Annotated in this window: 24 protein-coding genes and 1 riboswitch; of the genes, 1 reads left to right on the top strand and 23 read right to left on the bottom strand. The window is 71.1% G+C overall.

Annotated elements, in window-relative coordinates; translation table 11 throughout:
- Positions 1-11: 11 nt before the first annotated feature.
- The 9 genes from DEJ46_RS10980 to rpsB form a co-directional block, all read right to left on the bottom strand.
- Entirely contained in the window at positions 12-1,028 is a 1,017-nt protein-coding gene (locus DEJ46_RS10980) for an ABC transporter ATP-binding protein (protein ID WP_150265640.1), read from the bottom strand.
- On the bottom strand, positions 1,028-2,641 hold the full coding sequence (locus DEJ46_RS10985; RefSeq protein WP_150274314.1) for an ABC transporter permease: 1,614 nt from the start codon (positions 2,639-2,641) through the stop codon (positions 1,028-1,030). Before DEJ46_RS10985 ends, DEJ46_RS10980 begins: the two co-directional genes overlap by 1 nt.
- 47 nt (positions 2,642-2,688) lie before the next feature.
- On the bottom strand, positions 2,689-3,768 hold the full coding sequence (locus DEJ46_RS10990; RefSeq protein ID WP_150274313.1) for a thiamine ABC transporter substrate binding subunit: 1,080 nt from the start codon (positions 3,766-3,768) through the stop codon (positions 2,689-2,691).
- Between the two features lie 117 nt (positions 3,769-3,885).
- A riboswitch (TPP riboswitch) is annotated at positions 3,886-3,996 on the bottom strand.
- Positions 3,997-4,025: 29 nt separating this feature from the next.
- Entirely contained in the window at positions 4,026-5,138 is a 1,113-nt protein-coding gene (gene rlmN, locus DEJ46_RS10995) for a 23S rRNA (adenine(2503)-C(2))-methyltransferase RlmN (protein WP_190622574.1), read from the bottom strand.
- Between the two features lie 209 nt (positions 5,139-5,347).
- Positions 5,348-6,451, bottom strand: a complete 1,104-nt coding sequence (locus DEJ46_RS11000) for a phosphatidate cytidylyltransferase (RefSeq protein WP_150265643.1) — start codon at positions 6,449-6,451, stop codon at positions 5,348-5,350.
- Positions 6,451-7,008 (bottom strand): ribosome recycling factor, encoded by a 558-nt coding sequence (gene frr, locus DEJ46_RS11005; protein WP_150265645.1) that lies wholly within the window; start codon positions 7,006-7,008, stop codon positions 6,451-6,453. Before frr ends, DEJ46_RS11000 begins: the two co-directional genes overlap by 1 nt.
- 97 nt (positions 7,009-7,105) lie before the next feature.
- Positions 7,106-7,870: a UMP kinase gene (gene pyrH, locus DEJ46_RS11010; RefSeq protein ID WP_055646001.1), complete on the bottom strand. Its 765-nt coding sequence runs from the start codon at positions 7,868-7,870 to the stop codon at positions 7,106-7,108.
- A gap of 163 nt (positions 7,871-8,033) precedes the next feature.
- On the bottom strand, positions 8,034-8,870 hold the full coding sequence (tsf, locus tag DEJ46_RS11015; RefSeq protein ID WP_150265647.1) for a translation elongation factor Ts: 837 nt from the start codon (positions 8,868-8,870) through the stop codon (positions 8,034-8,036).
- Positions 8,871-8,972: 102 nt separating this feature from the next.
- Positions 8,973-9,881 carry a 30S ribosomal protein S2 gene (rpsB, locus tag DEJ46_RS11020; protein ID WP_150265649.1) on the bottom strand — a complete coding sequence of 303 codons (909 nt, stop codon included), beginning with the start codon at positions 9,879-9,881 and terminating at the stop codon, positions 8,973-8,975.
- Between the two features lie 255 nt (positions 9,882-10,136).
- Here rpsB and DEJ46_RS11025 point away from each other — a divergent pair, with 255 nt between their 5' ends.
- Positions 10,137-10,625: a murein hydrolase activator EnvC family protein gene (locus DEJ46_RS11025; protein ID WP_150265651.1), complete on the top strand. Its 489-nt coding sequence runs from the start codon at positions 10,137-10,139 to the stop codon at positions 10,623-10,625.
- On the opposite strand, the gene DEJ46_RS11030 is transcribed toward DEJ46_RS11025, so the two are convergent.
- The 14 genes from DEJ46_RS11030 to rimM all read right to left on the bottom strand — a co-directional run bounded on the left by DEJ46_RS11030 (position 10,606) and on the right by rimM (position 21,818).
- Positions 10,606-11,154 carry a TetR/AcrR family transcriptional regulator gene (locus DEJ46_RS11030; protein WP_150274316.1) on the bottom strand — a complete coding sequence of 183 codons (549 nt, stop codon included), beginning with the start codon at positions 11,152-11,154 and terminating at the stop codon, positions 10,606-10,608. The genes DEJ46_RS11025 and DEJ46_RS11030 overlap by 20 nt on opposite strands.
- Before the next feature lie 72 nt (positions 11,155-11,226).
- A complete protein-coding gene (whiG, locus tag DEJ46_RS11035) occupies positions 11,227-12,063 on the bottom strand; it encodes an RNA polymerase sigma factor WhiG (protein WP_150265653.1) in 837 nt (278 codons plus the stop codon).
- A 251-nt stretch (positions 12,064-12,314) separates the two neighbouring features.
- On the bottom strand, positions 12,315-13,466 hold the full coding sequence (dprA, locus tag DEJ46_RS11040) for a DNA-processing protein DprA (RefSeq protein WP_150265655.1): 1,152 nt from the start codon (positions 13,464-13,466) through the stop codon (positions 12,315-12,317).
- Positions 13,463-15,076, bottom strand: coding sequence for a YifB family Mg chelatase-like AAA ATPase (locus DEJ46_RS11045; RefSeq protein ID WP_150265657.1), 1,614 nt, complete (start codon positions 15,074-15,076; stop codon positions 13,463-13,465). Before DEJ46_RS11045 ends, dprA begins: the two co-directional genes overlap by 4 nt.
- Complete coding sequence (locus DEJ46_RS11050) at positions 15,076-15,441, bottom strand: YraN family protein (RefSeq protein WP_150265658.1); 366 nt, start codon at positions 15,439-15,441, stop codon at positions 15,076-15,078. The genes DEJ46_RS11045 and DEJ46_RS11050 overlap by 1 nt, the downstream gene beginning before the upstream one ends.
- A gap of 104 nt (positions 15,442-15,545) precedes the next feature.
- Positions 15,546-15,854 (bottom strand): DUF2469 domain-containing protein, encoded by a 309-nt coding sequence (locus DEJ46_RS11055; RefSeq protein ID WP_005311352.1) that lies wholly within the window; start codon positions 15,852-15,854, stop codon positions 15,546-15,548.
- Positions 15,855-15,909: 55 nt separating this feature from the next.
- Entirely contained in the window at positions 15,910-16,431 is a 522-nt protein-coding gene (locus tag DEJ46_RS11060) for an NUDIX hydrolase (RefSeq protein ID WP_150265660.1), read from the bottom strand.
- Positions 16,428-17,228, bottom strand: a complete 801-nt coding sequence (lepB, locus tag DEJ46_RS11065) for a signal peptidase I (protein ID WP_150265662.1) — start codon at positions 17,226-17,228, stop codon at positions 16,428-16,430. Before lepB (DEJ46_RS11065) ends, DEJ46_RS11060 begins: the two co-directional genes overlap by 4 nt.
- 53 nt (positions 17,229-17,281) lie before the next feature.
- Positions 17,282-18,205, bottom strand: coding sequence for a signal peptidase I (gene lepB / locus DEJ46_RS11070; RefSeq protein WP_150274318.1), 924 nt, complete (start codon positions 18,203-18,205; stop codon positions 17,282-17,284).
- A 10-nt stretch (positions 18,206-18,215) separates the two neighbouring features.
- A complete protein-coding gene (lepB, locus tag DEJ46_RS11075) occupies positions 18,216-19,154 on the bottom strand; it encodes a signal peptidase I (protein ID WP_150265664.1) in 939 nt (312 codons plus the stop codon).
- Entirely contained in the window at positions 19,147-19,899 is a 753-nt protein-coding gene (lepB, locus tag DEJ46_RS11080; protein WP_150265666.1) for a signal peptidase I, read from the bottom strand. The genes lepB (DEJ46_RS11075) and lepB (DEJ46_RS11080) overlap by 8 nt, the downstream gene beginning before the upstream one ends.
- A gap of 68 nt (positions 19,900-19,967) precedes the next feature.
- On the bottom strand, positions 19,968-20,318 hold the full coding sequence (rplS, locus tag DEJ46_RS11085) for a 50S ribosomal protein L19 (protein WP_055641117.1): 351 nt from the start codon (positions 20,316-20,318) through the stop codon (positions 19,968-19,970).
- Between the two features lie 127 nt (positions 20,319-20,445).
- Entirely contained in the window at positions 20,446-21,267 is an 822-nt protein-coding gene (trmD, locus tag DEJ46_RS11090) for a tRNA (guanosine(37)-N1)-methyltransferase TrmD (protein ID WP_057950514.1), read from the bottom strand.
- Entirely contained in the window at positions 21,264-21,818 is a 555-nt protein-coding gene (rimM, locus tag DEJ46_RS11095; protein ID WP_150265668.1) for a ribosome maturation factor RimM, read from the bottom strand. Before rimM ends, trmD begins: the two co-directional genes overlap by 4 nt.
- Positions 21,819-21,886 lie beyond the last annotated feature (68 nt).

A 21,886-nucleotide genomic window follows, 5' to 3' on the forward strand; every position in this document is an offset into this window, starting at 1 on the left:
CCCCGTCCGGGTCAGTCGCCCAGCACCACGACGTCCTCCATCGCGAACCCCACGTCCACCCCGGCCCCCTCCGCCGGCGCCCCGCTCAGCGGGAACTCCGCCTCCAGCGGCGGCCCGTCCACAGGCCGGAGTCGTACGACGACGCGGTCGCCCCGGAAGGTCCGGGACTCGACGGTCCACGCATCCGACTCCCCCGGGAGGAGCCGCACCCCGCCCGGCCGGACGAGCAGCCGCCGCTCACCCTGCGGCGAGCCCTCGGGCACCGGGATCCGGCCCCACACGGTCTCCGCGACCGTCCCGCTCACCCGCGCCGCCACCACGTTGTCGAAGCCGAGGAAGCGGGCCACGAACTCCGAGGCCGGCCGTGACCACACCTCGACGGGTACACCCGACTGGGCGATCCGCCCGTCCCGCATCACCACGACCCGGTCGGCGAGCGCGAAGGCCTCGCCCTGGTCGTGGGTGACGGCGAGGACCGTCGTCCCGAGCCGCCCGAACAGCTCCCGCAGCTCCACGACGAGTCGCTCCCGCAGCCCCCGGTCGAGCTGCCCGAGCGGCTCGTCCAGCATGAGGAGCCGGGGCCGCGGCGCCAGCGCCCGCGCCAGCGCCACCCGCTGCTGCTCGCCGCCGGAGAGCGCCGCGACGGAGCGCCGCTCGGCCCCGGGCAGCCCGACGAGTTCGAGCAGTTCCCGTACCCGCTCCGCCTGCTCGGCCTTCCCGGCCCCGCGCATCCGCGGCCCGAAGGCGATGTTCCCGCCGACGTCCCGCTGCGGGAACAGCTGGTGGTCCTGGAACATCAGGCCGACGCCCCGCCGGTGCACCGGCACGCCCGCCTGGTCGGCGCCGGCCAGCAGCACCCGGCCGCCGTCCAGCGCCTGGAGCCCCGCGACGACCCGGAGGAGCGTGGACTTGCCGCTGCCGCTGGGGCCGAGCACACACACGATCTCGTGCTCGGCGACCTCCAGGTCCACGGCGTCGAGCGCGGCCCGCTCCCCGAACCGTACGGTCGCGTCCTCGATCGAAAGCATCAGAACTCCCCGGAGGTCCGCTCGGTGCGCAGCCGTTCCAGCAGGAGCAGGGACACCGCGCACACCACCATCAGAATCGTCGAGAGGGCCATCGCCTGGCCGTAGTTGAGCTCCCCCGGCCGCCCGAGCAGCCGGGCCACCGCCACCGGCAGCGTCGGACTGTCGGGCCGCGCGATGAAGACGGTCGCGCCGAACTCGCCGAGCGAGACGGCGAAGGCGAACCCGGCGGCGATGAGGAGCGCCCGCCGCACCAGCGGCAGGTCCACCTCCCGCCAGGCCCGCCACGGCGAGGCACCGAGCACGGCCGCGGCCTCCCGCAGCCGCTCGTCCACGGCCCGCAGCACCGGCAGCATCGTCCGTACGACGAAGGGGACGCCGACCAGGGCCTGCGCGAGCGGTACGAGGATCCAGCTGGCCCGCAGGTCGAAGGGCGGCTCGTCGAGCGTGATGAGGAACCCGAAGCCGACGGTGACCGCCGACACCCCGAGCGGCAGCATGAGCAGCGCGTCGAAACCCCGTACGACCCTTCCGGCGCGCCGGGTGAGCGCCGCCGCCGCGAGTCCGCCGATCAGCACCGCGATGCCGGTGGCGGCCACCGCGTACCGCAGCGAGTTCCCGATCGCCTCCAGCGGCGGCACCAGGAAGGTGCCGGACTCGTCGAGCGAGCCGAGCGCCCGGTAGTAGCCGAGGCCGTAGCCCTGGGGCCCGGCGAAGGAGCGCTCCACGAGCACACCGAGCGGCAGCAGGATCAGCAGCGCCACCGAGACGAGGACGCCCGTGAGCAGCGCCCACTGCCCGATCCCGCGCGGCCGGCGCGCGGTCCGCTCCGGCGGTACGAGCCGCAGCGCGGTCTCCCGCCGCCGCACCGTCCGGGCGTGCACGGCGAGGATCGCCCCGACCGCCGCGAACTGGACGAGGGTGAGGACAGCCGCAGTCCGCAGGTCGAGGAGCCGGGCGGTCTGCCGGTAGATCTCGGCCTCCAGGGTGGAGTACGCGTCCCCGCCGAGGATCTGTACGACGCCGAAGGAGGTGAAGGTGAAGAGGAAGACCATCAGCGCGGCCGCGGACACGGCGGGCACGAGCGCGGGCAGGGTGACCGTCCGCCAGGCCGTCCAGCGCGAGGCGCCGAGGACCCGCGCGGCCTCCTCCTGGCGCGGGTCGAGCTGCGACCAGAGGCCGCCGACGGTCCGTACGACGACCGCGTAGTTGAAGAAGACATGCGCGAGGAGGATCGCCCACACGCTGGTGTCGAGCCGCAGCCCCCACAGCTCGTCGGTCAGCCCGCCCCGGCCGACGAGCGCCAGGAAGGCCGTGCCGACGAGGACGGTCGGCAGCACGAAGGGGACGGTGACGACGGCCCGCAGCACGTTCTTCCCGGGGAAGTCGAAGCGCGCGAAGACGTACGCGCCGGGCAGCGCCAGGAGCAGGGTGAGTCCGGTGGAGGCGAGCGCCTGCCACACCGTGAAGCCGAGCACGTCGAGGATGTCCGGCCGGGTCAGCGTCTCGCCGATCCGGCCGAACTCCCAGGCGCCGTCGGGCCGGAGGCCACGCTCCACGATGGACGCGACGGGCCAGGCGAAGAAGACCCCGAAGAACGCGACGGGCAGGGCCATCAGCCCGAGCCGCGCCGCGCTCCCCTTGAGGTCGCGACGGCCGCGCCCTACTTCAGGACGAGCGACGACCACTGCTGGATCCACGGGTCACGCTTCTCGGCGATCTTCTCGGGCGCCATGGTCTCCGGCTTCTCGACGACCACACCGTGCTTGGTGAAGAGCTCCGGCAGCGCCGCGTCCTTCGCCACCGGGTTGACGAACATCTGGAGCGGCATGTCCTCCTGGAACTTCTTCGAGATCAGGAAGTCGATCAGCGCCTTCCCGCCCTCGGGGTTCTTCGCCCCGTTCAGCAGGCCCGCGAACTCGATCTGCCGGAAGCAGGTGCCGGTGGAGACCCCGGTGGGAGCCACCTTCGGCTGCGGCTCGCCGTACAGCACCTCGACCGGCGGGCTGGAGGCGTAGGAGACGACGAGCGGCCGGTCGCCCTTGGCCTGCTTGCCGCCGGCCGAGCCGGAGAACTCCTGGTTGTAGGCGAGCTCCCAGCTGTCGACGGTCTTCACGCCGTTGGCCTTGAGCTTCGTCCAGTAGTCCTGCCAGCCCTCGTCGCCGTACTTCGCGGCCGTGCCGAGCAGGAAGCCGAGCCCCGGGGACGACCGCTCGGGGTTCTCGACCACGAGCAGGTCCTTGTACGCGGGCTCCGCCAGGTCGTCGAAGGTCACCGGCGGCGCAAGCTTCTTGTCCGCGAAGTACTTCTTGTCGTAGTTGACGCAGATGTCACCGGTGTCGATCGGCGTGACCCGGTTCTCCTTGTCGAGGCGGTACGTGGCCGGGACCCGGTCGACGCCCTTCGCCTCGTACGGGACGAAGATCCCGTTGTCGAGGGCGCGGGAGAGCAGGGTGTTGTCGACGCCGAAGAAGACGTCGCCCTGCGGGGAGCCCTTGGTCAGGATCTCCTTGTTGACGGCCTCGCCCGCGTCGCCGGCCTTCAGGACCTTGACCTTGAAGCCGGTCTCCTTCGTGAAGTCCGCGAGCACCTCCTTGGAGGCGTTGAAGGAGTCGTGACTCACGAGGGTCACGGTCTTCGGCGCGGGGGCGCCGGTCTTGCCCGCGGCGTCGCGAACGTCCTCCGTGCCGCACGCGGCGAGGGTGGTGACGCCGAGCGCCGCGACGAGCGCGGCGGCGGCCATTCTCTTCGTGCTCGACGAGATGGTGGTGCTCACTGAGATTCCTCCTGGGTGTGACCAGGAAGAGACGCGGCCCTGCCCGCGTCCGGCGGAGACCGGACGCGGGCAGGGCGCAACAGCTTGAGTTAACGACCGAACTTCCTACCCAGAATGACCTGGGCAAGGTTCAGAGGGTCTGCGGTCCTACGGTGACCGCACTCTCAGCGCTGTGGCGCTCCCCTGTCGGAATATGGAGATGTGTTCGACCTCAGAGTACAAGGTCAGCGCTCGGAGGCCGCCAGCTGTCCACAGGCACCGTCGATCTCCTGGCCCCGGGTGTCCCGGACGGTCACCGGAACGCCGTGGCGGGCGATGGCCTCGACGAAGGCCTTCTCGTCCTCCGGACGGGACGCCGTCCACTTCGAACCGGGGGTCGGGTTCAGCGGGATCAGGTTGACGTGCACCCGCTTGTTCTTGAGCAGCCGGCCGAGGAGGTCGCCTCGCCACGCCTGGTCGTTGATGTCGCGGATGAGCGCGTACTCGATGGAGACCCGGCGGCCCGACTTCTCCGCGTACTCCCAGGCGGCGTCGAGGACCTCGCGCACCTTCCAGCGGGTGTTCACCGGCACGAGGGTGTCGCGCAGCTCGTCGTCGGGGGCGTGCAGCGAGACCGCGAGGCGGCACTTGAAGCCCTCGTCGGCGAAGCGCTGCATGGCCGGCACGAGACCGACCGTGGAGACGGTGATCCCGCGCTGCGAGAGCCCCAGACCGTCGGGCTCGGGATCGGTGAGGCGGCGGATCGCGCCGACGACCCGCTTGTAGTTGGCGAGCGGCTCGCCCATGCCCATGAAGACGATGTTCGAGAGACGCGCCGGTCCCCCGGGCACCTCCCCGTCCCGCAGGGAGCGCATGCCGTCCACGATCTGGTGCACGATCTCGGCGGTCGACAGGTTCCGGTCGAGCCCGGCCTGCCCGGTCGCGCAGAACGGGCAGTTCATCCCGCAGCCGGCCTGCGAGGAGATGCACATGGTCACCCGGTCCGGGTAGCGCATGAGCACCGACTCGACGAGCGTGCCGTCGTGCAGCCGCCACAGGGTCTTACGGGTGGTGTCGTCGTCGCACGAGATGTGCCGGACGACGGACATCAGGTCGGGGAGCAGCTCGCCGGCCAGCTTCTCCCGCGAGGCCGCCGGGATGTCGGTCCACTGCGCCGGGTCGTGCGCGTACCGCGCGAAGTAGTGCTGGGACAGCTGCTTGGCGCGGAACGGCTTCTCGCCGATCGCGGCGACGGCTTCCTTGCGCTCGGCGGGCGACAGGTCTGCCAGGTGGCGCGGCGGCTTCTTGGCTCCCTTGGGGGCGATGAAAGTCAGTTCTCCGGGCACGGGACGGGCCACGATCGGGTGTCTCCTCAGACGGCACGAGGTCCGGACAGCCCCGCGTCGGCGGGAAGCGCGGCATGACGATGCCGAAGCCAGGAGACCTCACTGGAGCGCCCTCGCGGCGGCGAGGACGACGGAAGGGCCCGCGGCGCACGCGCCACGAGCCCTTCCAGAGTACCCGCTGTCCGTCAACCCGTTCCGACGGACGAAAACCGACCGGCCGGTCAGCTCGTACCGACGAACAACGCCAGCAGCAGCCACACCACCGGCGCCGTCGGCAGCAACGAGTCCAGCCGGTCCATGATCCCGCCGTGGCCCGGGAGCAGCGTGCCCATGTCCTTGATGCCGAGATCGCGCTTGATCATCGACTCGCCGAGGTCGCCGAGCGTCGCGCTCGCCGCCACCGCGAGACCGAGGAGCAGGCCCTGCCACCAGGTCCCGTCGTCGATCATGAACTCCATGCACAGCGCGCCCGCCGCCATCGCGAAGGCCAGGGCACCGACGAGGCCCTCGCGGGTCTTGCCGGGGCTGATCCTCGGAGCCAGTTTGTGCTTGCCGAAGCGCCAGCCGACCGCGTACGCCCCGGTGTCGCTGACCACCGTCAGGATCAGGAAGGTCAGCACCCGCTGCGGGCCGTCGTCCGCGGTGAGCAGCATCGCCACGAACGTCGCCAGGAAAGGCACGTAGAACGCGGCGAAGACACCCGCCGTGACGTCCTTCAGGTAGCCCTCGGGGGGCTCCGTCATCCGCCAGACGAGTACCGCGAGCGCCGTGAGCGCCATCGCCACCCAGGCGCCCTCGGGGCCCCTGACGTAGCCGGCGACGACCATCGCCGCACCGCCGACCGCGAGCGGCACCAGCGGAGCCTTGATGGCCTTGCGCTCCTGGAGGCGGGAGGTGAGCTCCCACAGACCGACGACCACGGCGACCGCGATCACTCCGACGAACGCCGGCTTCCAGATGAACAGCGAGGCGATGATGACGGCGCCGAGGCCGACTCCGACCCCTATGGCCGCGCCCAGGTCCCGCCCCGCGCTCTTCTTCTGCCGTGGCGCCGTCGGCGCGGGCGGCGGAGGCGGGGTGGGGCTGGACATGGGCTCCTGCGGGTGCTCGTGCGGCGTCTCGTCACGGAACAGGGGACCGCTCTGGTGAGCGGCCCCCCGGCCGTGACCGTCCTGGAATCCGCCGGCGGGAACGTCGGGCACGATGGGCATGGGCCGAGTCTGCGCCGCCTGATGCCGATCGTATGCGGGACCCGCCGGGGCAGGTCCCTGGTCGGGTCCCCGACGGCCGGTGCCGCCCGGGGCCCCCCAGGAAGAGTCGTTCATCAGACCTCGAGCAGCTCGGCTTCCTTGTGCTTGAGCAGCTCGTCCACCTGCGCGACGTACTTCGCGGTGGAGTCGTCGAGCTCCTTCTCGGCGCGACGCACGTCGTCCTCGCCGGACTCCTTGTCCTTGACCAGCTTGTCGAGGGCGTCCTTGGCCTTGCGGCGCACGGCGCGGATGGAGACCTTCGAGTCCTCGGCCTTGCCGCGGGCGACCTTGATGTACTCGCGGCGGCGCTCCTCCGTCAGCTCGGGGAAGTTCACCCGGATGATGCTGCCGTCGTTGCTGGGGTTCACACCCAGGTCCGAGTCGCGGATGGCCTGCTCGATGTTGCGCAGCGCGGTCTTGTCGAACGGGGTCACCACCGCCATGCGCGGCTCCGGCACGGAGAACGACGCGAGCTGGTTGATGGGGGTGAGGGCGCCGTAGTAGTCCGCCACGATCTTGTTGAACATCGCCGGGTGCGCACGGCCGGTGCGGATCGCGGCGAAGTCCTCCTTGGCCACCACGACGGCCTTCTCCATCTTCTCCTCGGCCTCGAGGAGGATTTCTTCGATCACCACATGCTCCTGCGTGTCGTCGCTTTGTGTCCTGCACGGTGGGTACGACCGGCAGGGCTCTGTCCATCCCCTTGCGGGGCGGTTCCCGGTTCGGCTGTCAGGCCCGGGTGCCCTGGTCGCTCACGAGCGTGCCGATCTTCTCACCCTTCACCGCGCGAGCGATATTGCCCTCGGTGAGCAGTTCGAAGACGAGGATCGGGAGCTTGTTGTCCCTGCACAGGGTGATGGCGGTGGCGTCGGCGACCTTGAGGTCGCGGGAGAGCACCTCGCCGTACTCCAGCGCATCGAACTTCACCGCGCCGGGGTTGGCCTTCGGGTCGGAGTCGTAGACGCCGTCCACACCGTTCTTGCCCATGAGCAGGGCCTCGGCGTCGATCTCCAGGGCTCGCTGGGCCGCGGTGGTGTCGGTGGAGAAGTACGGCATGCCCATGCCCGCACCGAAGATGACCACACGGCCCTTCTCCAGGTGGCGCACGGCGCGCAGCGGGATGTACGGCTCGGCGACCTGGCCCATGGTGATGGCGGTCTGGACGCGCGAGTCGATGCCCTCCTTCTCCAGGAAGTCCTGGAGGGCGAGGCAGTTCATCACGGTGCCGAGCATGCCCATGTAGTCGGAGCGGGCCCGGTCCATGCCGCGCTGCTGGAGCTCGGCGCCACGGAAGAAGTTGCCGCCGCCGATCACCACCGCGATCTCCGCGCCGTCGCGGACGACCGCCGCGATCTCACGCGCGATGGCGTGCACGACGTTGGGGTCGACGCCCAGGCCGGTACCGCCGGAGAAGGCTTCTCCGGACAGCTTCAGCATGTAGCGGCCGGCCTTTTTGCCGTTGTTGTCGTCGCCCTGTACGGCGCCCTGGTTCATGGAGATCTCCTCGTGCACATACGAAGGAGGCCATTGCCTTGGGTCCTCGCGGTATCCCGTACGGCAATGGCCTCCTCGTCAGATCTGCGGTCGTCCTGCGCGGTGGCGGACGACTGCCTCAGACCCTACCGGGGTCCGGTGTCCGTCGCGTTCGCGGACGGACTCAGATGCCGACCTTGATGCGCGTGAAGCGCTTCAGGGTGACACCGGCCTCGTCCAGGACCTGCTGGACGGACTTCTTGTTGTCCAGGGCGTACGGCTGGCCGAGCAGCGTGGCGTCCTTGAAGAAGCCGTTGACGCGACCCTCGACGATCTTCGGGAGCGCGGCCTCGGGCTTGCCCTCGGCGCGGGTGGTCTCCTCGGCGACGCGACGCTCGGTCTCGACGACCTCGGCCGGAACGTCCTCACGGGTGAGGTACTTCGGCGCGAAGGCGGCGATGTGCTGGGCGACACCCTTGGCGACGGCGGCGTCGGCCTTGTCGAACTCGACGAGGACACCGATCTGCGGCGGGAGGTCCGGCATCGTGCGGTGCATGTACGCGAAGACGAAGCCGTCGGCGTACTGCGCGAAGCGGTCCAGGACGATCTTCTCGCCGAGGTTGGCGTTGGCCTCGTCGACGAACGCCTGCACGGTCTTGCCGGCCTCGATCTCGGAGGCGAGCAGCGCCTCGATGTCGGCCGGGGCGGTGGCGGCGACGTGCGCGGCCAGCTGGTTGGCGACGGCCTGGAACTTGTCACCCTTGGCGACGAAGTCCGTCTCGCACTTCAGCTCGACGAGGACACCGGAGGTGTTGTCGTCGGCGATGAGGGAGACCACGGCGCCGTTCTCGGCAGAGCGGCCCTCGCGCTTGGCGACACCCTTCTGGCCCTTGATGCGCAGCGCCTCGACGGCCTTGTCGACGTTGCCGTCGGCCTCGTCCAGGGCCTTCTTGCAGTCCATCATGCCGGCGCCGGTGAGCTCGCGGAGCTTCTTGACGTCAGCGGCGGTGTAGTTCGCCATGAGTCTGTTTCTCTCTCGAAGTCTGAAAGATCGGGCGGGTCCACGGGTGGACGGCGGGGGCTTCGTGAGCCCCCGCCGTCGTCACCCGAAGGTCCTGAAGGGTCAGGCCTGCTCGGCGTCCGCGGCCGGAGCCTCGGCCTCGGCAGCAGCCTCGGCCGGGGCGTCGGCGGCCTCGGCGTCGGCGACCTTCTCGGTCTCGGCGGAGGTCTGGACCTCGGCGTCGTCGGCCTTCTTCTCGCCCTCGAGCAGGTCGCGCTCCCACTCGGCGAGGGGCTCGCCGGCGGCCTTCTCGCCCGGCTTCGAGTCACCGGTCGCGGCACCGGAACGGGCGATGAGGCCCTCGGCGACGGCGTCGGCGATCACGCGGGTGAGCAGGGTGACGGAGCGGATCGCGTCGTCGTTGCCCGGGATCTTGTAGTCGACCTCGTCGGGGTCGCAGTTGGTGTCGAGGATCGCGACGACCGGGATCTTGAGCTTGCGAGCCTCGCCGACGGCGATGTGCTCCTTCTTGGTGTCCACGATCCAGACGGCGCTGGGCACCTTGGACATCTCGCGGATACCACCGAGGGTCTTCTCCAGCTTGGCCTTCTCGCGCGAGAGGACCAGGAGCTCCTTCTTGGTGAGACCCGAGGCGGCGACGTCCTCGAAGTCGATCTGCTCGAGCTCCTTGAGGCGCTGCAGACGCTTGTAGACGGTGGAGAAGTTGGTGAGCATGCCACCGAGCCAACGCTGGTTGACGTACGGCATGCCGACACGCGTCGCCTGCTCGGCGATGGCCTCCTGGGCCTGCTTCTTCGTACCGACGAACATGATGGAGCCGCCGTGCGCGACGGTCTCCTTGACGAACTCGTAGGCGCGGTCGATGTACGACAGCGACTGGAGCAGGTCGATGATGTAGATGCCGTTGCGCTCCGTGAAGATGAAGCGACGCATCTTCGGGTTCCAACGACGGGTCTGGTGACCGAAGTGGACGCCGCTCTCCAGCAGCTCCCGCATCGTGACGACGGCCATGGCCGTATCTCCTTGGGTTTCTCGGTTGTTTTCCTGACGCCCCGACGCGCCATGCCCACAAGGGACCGAAAGGCGCTGCCACAGCCGGTGAGGGTTATGGCGGGGCGTGCGAAGTCGACCCGGTGACCCGAGTCGCCATAGGAAGTGTACGGGACCCCGGGAGCGGCGGGTGACGGCACTGTCCACAACCGGCGGGTAGTCCACAGAAACCGTCCCCGACCCCCGTGGACCGGTCACCCCGGGGAGTCTTCCCCCATGCGTCTCATGACCTTGCTCCTGACCCTCGGCCTGCTGTGGCCGGTGGGTCCGCCCCCGCCGGAGATCCTTCGCGGCTGGCAGCCCCCGGCGGGCCCGTACGGCCCCGGCCACCGCGGCGTCGACCTGGCGGCGCCGCCCGGCGTCGAGGTGCGCGCGCCGGCGGCGGGCACGGTCTCCTTCGCGGGCCCGGTCGGCGGCCGGGGGGTGCTCACCCTCACCTTCCCGGGCACGGGCGCTCCCCCGCTGCGTACGACCTTCTCCCCGGTGACCCCGCTGGTGAAGGCGGGCACCCGGGTCGCCGCCGGCGCTCCCGTCGCCCGGGTCGCACCGGGGACGCACTGCCCGGAGACCTGTCTCCACTGGGGCCTGCTCCGCGGCAAGACCTATCTGAACCCGCTGCTCCTGATCAGGAGGGCCCCGTCACGGCTCCTGCCGGTCGACGGGGGGCCGGGGGGTGTCCTGTCGATCAGGCCGGGGAGCCGTTGACGCCGTGGAGGGCCATCGCGACCGCCGCCTCGGCGATCTGCGTCGGGTCCTCCGCCGCGCCGAGCTCGATGCGGCGGACGGCCGCGTCGACGACGCCCTGGAGGAGCATGGCGCCCAGGCGGGGCTCGGGCTGACCGAGGGCGGCGAGGGCTTCGACGATCATGGCGACGAGGCCGCCGTGGGCCGCGCGGATCTTCTCGCGGGCCCCGTCGTCCAGCTCGCTCGCCGAGATCGCGACGACGGCCCGGTGCCGCCGGTCCCCGACCAGGGCCAGCTGGGTGCGGACGTACGCCTCGACCTTGCCCTCGGGCGTCTCGGCGCCGGCCATGGCGGTCTCGACCTCGGCGGCCCAGACGGGGAAGTCCACGGCGCACAGCTCTTCGACGACGGCCGCGCGCGAGCGGAAGTACTCGTAGACCGAGGACCGGGCCAGGCCCGTGCGCTCGGCGAGTGCGGGGAAGGTCAACGCCTCCGTACCGCCCTCGGACAGCAGGGAACGCGCGGCGTCCAGCAGGGCGCCTCGCTGCATCGTCCGGTGCTCGGCCACGGAGGCCGCTCGAATCCTGGGCACGGCTCCACTGTACGACCGGCTCCGGGCGGCTCAGCGTCCGACGTCGGCCAGCTTGGCGCGGAGCTGGAGGACCGACTTGGTGTGGATCTGGCTGACGCGGCTCTCGGTGACGCCGAGGACGTGGCCGATCTCGGCCAGCGTGAGGCCCTCGTAGTAGTAGAGCGTGACGACGGTCTTCTCCCGCTCGGGGAGCGTGTTGATCGCCCGGGCGAGCAGCCGGCGCAGCTCGCGGTCCTCCGCGACCTCGACGGGGTTGTCCGCCGCCGTGTCCTCCAGGGTGTCCATCAGGGAGAGGCGGTCGCCGCCCTCACCACCGACGTGCAGCAGCTCCTCCAGGGCGACCACGTTCGCCAGGGACAACTGGCTGAAAACCGCGTGCAGTTCCTCCAGTGTGACGTCCATCTCCGCGGCGACCTCGCTCTCGGAGGGCGTGCGCCGGAGCTGGGCTTCGAGGGTCGCGTAGGCGCGTTCGACGTTGCGCGCCTTCTGGCGGACGGAGCGCGGGATCCAGTCGAGGGCACGGAGTTCGTCGATCATCGCGCCGCGGATGCGGGTGATCGCGTACGTCTCGAACTTGATGGCGCGCTCGACGTCGAACTTCTCGATGGCGTCGATGAGGCCGAAGACCCCGGAGGAGACGAAGTCGGCCTGTTCCACGTTGGACGGCAGCCCCACGCTGACGCGTCCGGCGACGTACTTGACGAGCGGCGAGTAGTGCAGGATCAGCTGCTCCCGCAGCCGCTCGTCGCCGGTGTCCTTGTACGAGCGCCACAGCTCGTCGAGCGAGGTCGGTGCGGGTGGTCGCACGGCGCCCCGGGCTGCTGGGGGCACCGCAGCGCGGTCAGACCCGGAGGTGTGCTGGGGCATGCGTTGCCTTGAGCCGTTCTGCTGTCGGGTGTGTCGGTGGGGGTGTCCTGTGGGGTGTCCTGAGGGGAATCCTGGTGAGCGTAGCGTGAGTGCGCTGTCGCGGTGCGCGAACATCGGTGGATCGCGCCGGTCCGGGTGGACGCCGTCGGCCACATCTTCGAACCCGGGCCGTGGCGCGTGCAGGCCCCTCGGATTCGGCCGAGAGAACTCGGTTGCTCATCGGCTTCACCCTGTCACCCGAATGCGCCAGGTCAAGTATCGCCTCGCCGCGCGTTCGACCGGTCTGTGGCCGTGTTCGTCAACTGCCAGCCCTCCCCGTACCGTTCGACGAAGCCGAGGGAGTGCAGTTCGTACAGCTTCGCGAGGGTGTCGTCGGGGGTGTTTCCGGCTCGTCGGGCGATGACGGTCGTGGGTGTGGGGCCGCGGGCGGGGACGGCTTCGAGGATGTGCGCGGTGGCGGGCGCGAGCAGGTCGCGGGGCAGGACGGGGCCGCGTCGGGCGGGGGCGAGTTCGCCCATGTCGCCGACGAGTTCGACGATCTCCTGTGCGTCGGTGACGAGGGTGGCGTCGCTCCGGAGCAGCTCGTGGACGCCGGCGGACAGCGCGCTGGTGACGGGGCCGGGGACACCCATGGTGTGGCGGCCGAGGCGGGCGGCGGCGCGGGCCGTGACGAGCGAGCCGCTGCGGTGCTGGGCCTCGACGACGACGGTGCCGCGGGTGAGGGCGGCGATCACGCGGTTGCGGAGGATGAAGCGGCTGGGTGTGGGGTGGCTTTCGGGTGGCAGTTCCCCGACGACGAGTCCTTGTTCCGCGATGCGGCCGATGAGCCCGCCGTGGCCTCGGGGGTACGGGGTGTCGACGCCGCAGGCGAGGACGGCGACGGTGGCTCCGCCGGCGGCGAGGGCGCCGCGGTGGGCCGCGCCGTCGATGCCGTAGGCGGCGCCGGAGACGACGACCCAGCCCTGTCGGGCGAGGCCGGTGGCGAGCTCGGCCGCGATGTGGGCGCCGTACGGGGTGCAGGCGCGGGCTCCGACGAGGGCGACGGAGCGCAGGGCCCAGGTCCGCAGGTCGGCGGGGCCCCGGAGCCAGAGGCCGAACGGGCGGGAGTGACCGAGGTCGTCGAGTTGACGGGGCCATTCGGTGTCGCCGGGGATGAGGAAGCGCCCGCCGAGCCGGTGGACGGTGTCGAGGTCACGGGCGGGTTCGGCGGCGGTGGCGCGTCGTCGCCAGCTGTCGACGCGTTTCGCCCCGGTGCCGGGGAAGGGGTCGTCGCCCGGGTGGAGGAGCCGGTCGAGGAAGCCGGCCGCTCCGTGGTGCCGGAGCCAGCGTCCGGCGTGCTCGTCGCCGGGTTCGACGGTTCGCGTGAGGGTCGCGCGGGCGATTCGCTCGTCCGTGGCGGTCATGCGCGCTCCCCCGCTCCCACGGGCACGCCGCGGGCGATGCCGGTGCGCATTTCGAGCGCGAGGGCGATGTCCCCGCTGCCGGGCCGGTCGTGCCCGGCGAGGTCGGCGACGGTCCAGGCGACGCGGAGGACGCGGTCGAGGCCGCGGGCGGTGAGGAGTCCGCGTTCGATGTCTCGTTCGGCGGCGGCGAGGGCGCCGGGTGCGGCGAGGTAGCGCGTACGGAGTTCGTGTCCGGGGATCTCGCTGTTGACGCTCCAGGGGGTGTCGGCGAGGCGGTCGGTGGCACGGGCTCTGGCCTCGTGCACGCGGGCGGCGACGGTGGCGGTGGCCTCGCCCCGGCCGCCCTGTCCGAGAAGGTCGGCGCGGGTGACGGGTTCGGCCTCGACGCGGAGGTCGACGCGGTCGAGGAGGGGGCCGGAGAGGCGGGCCTGGTAGCGGCGGATGACGGAGGAGGGGCATTCGCAGCCGTCGCCCTGGAGGGTGTGCCGTCCACAGGGGCAGGGGTTGGCGGCGAGGACGAGGAGGAAGCGGGCGGGGAGGCGGACCACGCCCGCGGCGCGGGCGATGACGACGTGTCCGGATTCGAGGGGCTGACGGAGTGCGTCGAGGACCTTGCCGGAGAACTCGGGGGCTTCGTCGAGAAAGGGAATGCCGCGGTGTGCCAGGGAGACGGCGCCGGGCCTCGGGAGGCCGTTGCCGCCGCCGACGAGGGACTGCATGGTGGCGGAGTGGTGCGGCGCGCAGTAGGGGGCGCGGCGGACGAGGGGTTCGCCCGGCGGGAGGATGCCGGCGACCGAGTGGACGGCGGTGACTTCGAGGGACTCCTGCCGGGTGAGGGGCGGGAGGATGCCGGGGAGGCGCTCGGCGAGCATGGTCTTCCCGGCGCCCGGAGGGCCGGAGAGCATCAGGTGGTGGCTGCCGGCGGCGGCGATCTCCAGGGCGTGGCGGGCCCGGTGCTGGCCGGCGACGTCGGCGAGGTCGGGTCCTTCGGCGGGATCGGCGGCGAGTCCGGTGCCGATGCCGGCGCCGGGGACGAGGAGTCCGGCGAGCATGGCGTCGGGCCGTCCCTCCTCGGTGGGTTCCTCGTCGGGGACGGGTTCGTCGGTGAGGACGGCGATCAGCTGGCGGAGGGTGCGGACGCCGAGGACGGAGACGCCGGGGACGAGCGCGGCCTCACCGGCGGTCTGTTCGGGGACGACGACCTGGTGGTATCCGGCCTCGGCGGCGGCGAGGACGGCGGGCAGGACGCCTCGGACGGGCCGGACGCGGCCGTCGAGTCCGAGTTCGCCGATGAGGACGAGGTCGGCGATGGTGCGGGGGTCGATCCGCTCGGCGGCGCCCAGGACGGCGGCCGCGACGGCCAGGTCGAAGCCGCTGCCGCTCTTGGGGACGGACGCGGGGCTGAGTCCGACGGTGAGCTTCTTCTGGGGCCATTCGGCGCCGGAGTTGACCACGGCGGCCCGGACCCGGTCGCGGCTCTCGCTGAGGCTCTTGTCGGGGAGTCCCACGAGGGTGAAGGCGGCGACGCCCGGTTCGAGGTCGGCCTGGACCTCGACGACGACGCCTTCGACGCCGACGAGGGCGACGGAGCAGGTGCGGGCGAATCCCATCAGGCCACCCCCTGGGCGTGGGTGAGGACGGGGGCGCCCTTGCGGGGCAGGACGATGCCGACGAGGTCGATGCGGACCCCGCCCGTGGGAGCGGGAGTGCCGGTACGGTCGAGCCAGCAGGCGGCGAGACGGCGGAGCCGCTCGGCCTTGGTCGGGGTGACGGCGGCCATCGGGTGTTCGTAGGCGCCGTGGCGTCGGGTCTTGACCTCGCAGATGACGAGGGTGTCGCCGTCACGGGCGACGATGTCGATCTCGCCCGCCCGGCCGCAGCGCCAGTTGCGGGCGAGGATGTGCATGCCGGTCGCGGTGAGCCGACGGGTCGCCAGCTCTTCCCCGTACCGTCCGAGGGCTTGGGTCCTGTTCATGCGGTACCACCTCCGTCACCGACTGTGACGGAGTGCACCGGACCGCGTGCGGGCCTGTGGAGGGCCGGGGTGCTGTGGAGAACTCGCTCACCCCTGGGGGTGAGTCAGCTGCCGGGAAGTTCGAGGTCGCTCTTGTTGAGCTCCTCGATGTTCACGTCCTTGAAGGTCAGCACGCGGACCTGCTTGACGAACCTGGCCGGCCTGTACATGTCCCAGACCCAGGCATCGGCCATGCTGACCTCGAAGAAGACCTCGCCCTGGACCGAGTGCACCTGCATCTCGTAGTCATTGGTGAGGTAGAAGCGCCGCTCGGTTTCGATCACGTATTTGAACAGCCCGACGACGTCGCGGTACTCCCGGTAGAGCTTCAGCTCCATCTCGGTCTCGTACTTCTCGAGGTCCTCGGCGCTCATGGCATGTTCCCCTTCAGCCGTGCGTCCACCCATTGTGCGCCAGTCGGCCGCGCCCCTAAACGATTTCCGGGGCGAGAACCACCGGTGCACTCGGAGGTCCCTCGTCGAGCAGCGTGCGCAGCAGCTCGGCGAGTCTGGTCGGGTACACCGTCTCACGGGCCGCCGACAGTTCGGCGGAGGTCCACCATCTGAGGCCCGCGAGGCTGCGGGTCTCCAGCTCCGTGAGGGCCTGGGGGCGGGGATCGGTCCCGGTCCGGCGGATGCGGGCCAGGTAGTACCACTCGTCCTGGTCCCAGCGGCGCCCGTCGAAGGGGAAGGAGCAGTACCGCTGCCACAGGACCGGCCCGAGCTCGGCGTCGGTGATGCCGGTCTCCTCGGCGAGTTCGCGCAGCGCGGCCTCCGCCCGGGTCTCGTCGCCCTCCAGGCCGCCGCCGGGGGTGAACCACCAGGTGTCGGCGGGGTCGTCCGGTTCGTACCCGTGCATGAGCAGGATGCGGTCGTCGGGGTCGAGGAGGACGACCCTGGCCACCTGGCGCACGGCGGGCTCCGCTGCCGCGGCGGAAGCGTGATCCGTCATGTCCCCACCTTCTCCCCTGCGGGGGCCCCGGCGGCAGCCCCCGGCCCGGACCGCTTCCCGGACCCCGTCCCGCCCGGACGCCGCGTCAGGAGGCGTGCCACGGGCCCGTAGGCGGCCCCCGCGAGGATCAGTGCGGTCCCGGCCGCGATCGCCGTGAGGAGAGCCGTGAAGGGCCCCGGTCCTGAGGTCCCGCCCGGCAGGGCGGCGAAGCCCTTCGCGGGCTCCAGGAGGCCCTCGGCGGGCCAGGCGACGGCGTCGACCCTGCCGATGACCGCGGAGCGGGGTACGGAGCCCTTTCCGGCCTCCTCCATGTGCGAACGGGAGTCGAGAGAGGTGTGGCGGTCGTCGCCGAGCAGGAAGAGGCTCCCCTCGGGCACGGTCACGGAGAAGTCCTGGCCGGAGGCGACGACGTCACCGCCGGGTCCGGGTCGCAGGTAGGGCTCGTCGACCGCCGTCCCGTCGACGGTGATCCTGCCGTCCTTGTCGCAGCAGGCGACGGTGTCGCCGCCGACCGCGACGACCCGCTTGATCATCGGGGAGGAGCCCCACTGGGCGTCCGTGAAGACGACGACGTCACCGCGCCGCACCTCGTCGCCGTCGATGCGCTCGGCGAGGACCCGGGAGCCGACGGCGATGGTGGGGGTCATGGAGTCGGAGGGAACGGTGTACGGCTGGTAGACCAGCGCTCCCCAGACGAAGCCCCCGAGGAAGAGCACACAGCCGACGGCCACGGCCAGCCCCGACAGCACGCTGCCGAGGCGGCCGTGGCCGCCCGCTGCACTTCTGTTTCCGCTCATGCGCACCCCAGAGGTCTGTCGACGGTCCGGGACGGCAATCTACCCGCGGGTCACTACTCGGCGGTATGCCCTGCCGTGCGCTTCTTCCGACGCCACAGGACCAGCGGAAGAGCACCGGCCAGACCCGCCGCGCCCAGCGGTGCGGCGGCCACGGCCTGGTTGAGCGCCGGCTGGTCGAAGATGTCGGGCACCGGGAGGGTGGCCCAGCGGGTGACGGGCCAGGCGATCACGACGGCGCGGCCCACGACCAGGTCGTTGGCGACGGTGCCGCCGCCGGGGAGCTGCTGGTGGAAGCGGGAGTCCAGCGAGTTCTGCCGGTTGTCGCCCATGACCCAGATGCGGCCCTCGGGGACCTTGATCGGGCCGAAGGAGTCCTGGCAGGGCATGGAACCGGGGTAGAGGTACGCGCTCTCGTCCAGGGGCACGCCGTTGAGGACGACCTTGCCGCCCTCCTTGCAGGAGACCGTGTCGCCGCCGACCGCGATGACTCGCTTGATGAGGTCCTTCTCCTCGGCGGACGGCATGAGGCCGATGAAGCTGAGGAACTTCTGGACGACGTTCGGGTCGGGCGTCTTCTGGCCTTCCAGCCAGCCGCCCGGGTCGTGGAAGACGACGACCTCGCCGCGCTCCGGCTCGGAGCCGAACCACGGGGTGAGCTTGTCGACGAGGACCCGGTCACCGCGCTGGAGGGTGTTCATCATCGATTCCGAGGGAATCGAGAACGCCTGCACCAGGAAGGTCTTGATCAGGAGCGCGAGCACCAGGGCGATGCCGATGAGGAGGGGCAGCTCCTTCCAGAAGGAACGCGGCTTCTTCGGGCTCGCGCCCGACCTGCCCGCCGCCTCGCCGTCCCCGTCGCCGCCGTCGTCGTGCGCCCGCTCGTCATCCGTCACATCGTCACCCGTCACATCGTCGCCGATGGCCACACCGGCCTTCTTCTCGGGCTCATCGTGTCCGGATCGTGCGCCGACGGCCAAATCCCCCACATCAACTCCTCACTCCGTGCGATCGCCTGCCCCGGAACAGGGACAGGCCCATCACTCCCATAACGAGCAGAAGTTCCGCAGGGGTCGGGAGCCCGGGCAATCCGTTCAGATCGCGCGGGGCAACACTATGCGACAGACCGAGCGCGGGCCCGGAACTCGCACGCCCGTCCGGTACGGCGGTGAAGGTCTGCCGTTCCTCCAGGCGCCGCCAGTTCCCGACGGGCCAGGCGATCACGACGGCGCGCCCCACGACCTGCTCCTCGGAGACGGTGCCGTGGTCCTTCTCGTCGAGGTGGAAGCGGGAGTCGGCCGAGTTGGAGCGGTGGTCGCCGAGCACGAAGATCCGGCCCTCCGGGACCTTCACCTCGAAGGGGATCGTGGACGGCTTGTTCCCGGGGTGCAGGTACGGCTCGTCCAGGGGTACGCCGTTGACGGTGAGGCGCCCGTCCTTGCCGCAGCAGCGGACGGTGTCCCCGCCGACGCCGATCACCCGCTTGATGAGGTCGCGGTCGTCGGCGGAGGGCAGCAGTCCGATGAAGGTCAGGGCCTGCTTGACCTGCTTGACGCCGACCGGGTCCTCGGCGGCCGGCACGGTCTCCTGCTGGAGCCAGTTGCCGGGGTCCTTGAAGACGACGACGTCGCCGCGCTGGGGCCGGGAGCCGAACCAGGGGGTGAGTTTGTCGACGAGGACCCGGTCGTCGATGCGGATCGTCTGTTCCATGGACCCGGAGGGGATGACGAAGGCCTGGACCAGGAAGGTCTTGAGGACGAGCGCGATGAGCACGGCGACGGTGACGAGGATGGGGATCTCGCGGAGCGCGGAGCGCTGCCTGCGGCGCTTGACCTTGCGGGCGAGCCTGCGCCGCTCGGCCCGGCCCGGCAGCGGCGCGGTGCCGGGGCCCTGGGCGGGCCCGCCGGGCGGGCGTCCGCGGCTACCCACGGGGGCCCGTGGCGTGCCCGCCGGGCGGCGGGGCCGGTACGGCGTCGAAGGCGCCCGTCGCGGGCACGGTGGACCAGCGGCCGAAGGGCCAGGCGATCCAGTCGGCGCGTCCGACGACCTTGTCGACGGGGACCATGCCGCCGCCGGGGCTGCCGAGGTGGTCGCGGGAGTCGCTGGACTGGCTCCGGTGGTCGCCCATCATCCAGAGCCTGCCCTGGGGGACGACGATGTCGAAGGGGACGCCGGACGGCCGGTCGCCGAGCATGACGTGCCGCTCCTCGACGGGGACGCCGTTGACGGTGAGCCGTCCGTCCTTGTCGCAGCAGACCACCCGGTCGCCGCCGACGCCGACGACCCGCTTCACGAAGTCGGTCTCGTCGGGTTCGGCGAACCCGAGGGCGGCCGCGGCGTCGTGCAGGAGCCCGGTGAGCGGATTGCCGCCGACGTCCTCGCGTACGAAGGAGCCGGTGCCGTCGAAGACGACGACGTCGCCCCGGCGCGGCTCACTGCCGAAACGGTACGCCAGCTTGTTCACGAGGATCCGGTCGCCGACCTGGAGCGTCGGCTCCATCGAGCTGCTGGGGATCAGGAACGGCTGGATCACGAAGTGGCTCAGGAGCAGCAGAAAGGCCACACAGGCCGCGCCGGCGAGGCCCGTGCGGCGCCAGGAAACGCGCACGGAGCGCGACCCGTCCTCCGTGTCGGTGGAGGGGTCGCGCTCCGTGTGCTGTGCTTCGGTGTCCATCGGGGACAGAGCCTATCCGGCCCGTCTGTGCGAGGACCTCAAGCGTCGCGTGAGCGAAGAGCCGGGGCTCAGCGGTCGCGCTTCTCCTTGATCTTGGCAGCCTTGCCGCGCAGCTCACGCAGGTAGTAGAGCTTGGCGCGACGGACGTCACCGCGGGTGACGAGCTCGATCTTCTCGAAGATCGGGCTGTTCACCGGGAAGGTGCGCTCGACGCCGACGGAGAACGAGACCTTGCGGACCGTGAAGGTCTCGCTGACGCCCGAGCCCTGGCGGCGGATGACGACGCCCTTGAACTGCTGGATACGGGAGCGGTTGCCTTCGATGACGCGCACGTGGACGTTCACGGTGTCGCCGGGGCGGAAGGCGGGGAGGTCGGAGCGGATGGAACCCGCGTTGACCTGGTCGAGCAGGGAGGCCATGGAGGTCTCTTTCCTCGCTGATGCCACAGGTCATCAGCGGTACGTTCGGATGATCGGGATGCCGTGCGTCCCAGGCGGGCGTCGGTCCCCCTGTGGCAGGGGCGCGCGCCGGACGGACGACAGCGGCCTATTCTTCCACGTCCGGGAGCCTGCGCCAAAATCGGCCACCGGGCTCGGGCGCCCATCCCATCATGGAGAGCACCTCGCGGTCCTTCTTGTCGAAGGCGGCCGGATCGCAGCGCTCGATGAGGTCGGGCCGGTTGGCGACCGTACGCCGGAAGGCCTCGTCGCGCCGCCAGCGCGCGATCTTCCCGTGGTGCCCGCTGAGCAGGACGTCGGGGATGCCCCGGCCGCGCCACTCGGGGGGCTTCGTGTAGACGGGCCCCTCCAGGAGGTTGGCCATGGCGCCGGGGGCGAAGGAGTCGTCGCGGTGGGACTCGGCGTTGCCGAGGACACCGGGCAGGAGGCGGGCGACGGCCTCGGTGACGACGAGGACGGCGGCCTCTCCGCCGGCGAGGACGTAGTCGCCGATGGAGACCTCGTAGACCGGCATCCGGGTGGCGTACTCGTCCATGACGCGGCGGTCGATGCCCTCGTACCGCGCCGGCGTGAAGATCAGCCAGGGCCGCTCGGAGAGCTCGACGGCCAGTTCCTGGGTGAAGGGGCGGCCGCTGGGGGTCGGGACGACGAGGACCGGGCCGTGGGCACCGGCCTCGTAGCCGTCGGCGAGCGTCTCGTCGAGCGCGTCCCCCCAGGGCTCGGTCTTCATGACCATGCCGGGGCCGCCGCCGTACGGGGTGTCGTCGACCGTGTTGTGCCGGTCGTAGGTCCAGTCGCGCAGGTGGTGGACGTGGACGTCGAGCTGACCCCGGGCGCGCGCCTTGCCCACGAGGGAGACGTTCAGGGGTTCGAGGTACTCGGGGAAGATCGTGACGACGTCGAGCCTCATGCCTGCTCCTCGCCCTCGTCCCGGGAGGAGACGATCTCGGCGCGGTCGTCGATGAGGCCGGGCGGCGGGTCGATGACGGCCCGCTGCTCCTCCAGGTCGATCTCGGTGACGATCTCCGAGACGAAGGGGATCATCAGCTCGGTGCCGTCGGGCCGCTCGACGATGAAGAGGTCCTGGGACGGCAGGTGGGAGATCTCGGTGATCCGGCCGATCTCGGTGCCGTCGGCGAGGACGACGTCGAGGTCCATGAGCTGGTGGTCGTAGTACTCGTCCTCCTCCTCCGGCAGTTCCTCGGGGTCGATCTCGGCGATGAGGAGGGTGTTGCGCAGGGCCTCGGCGGCGTTGCGGTCGCGGACGCCCTCGAAGCGCAGCAGCAGCTTGCCGCTGTGGACCTTGCCGGACTCGATGGTCAGCGGCCCGGCGGAGGCCGGGTCGGTGAGCAGGACGGCGCCGGGGCCGAGCCTGAGCTCGGGCTCGTCGGTCCGCACCTCGACGGTGACCTCGCCCTTGATGCCGTGGGCGCGGCCGATCCGCGCGACTACCAACTGCACTGCTCCACACTCTCCTGTCACACAGCTCGTACGACGAAAACGACAACGGGCCGGGGTGGGCTCTGAAG

Origin of the sequence: Streptomyces venezuelae, assembly GCF_008642375.1 — a bacterium.
Classification (GTDB): Bacteria; Actinomycetota; Actinomycetes; order Streptomycetales; family Streptomycetaceae; genus Streptomyces; species Streptomyces venezuelae_G.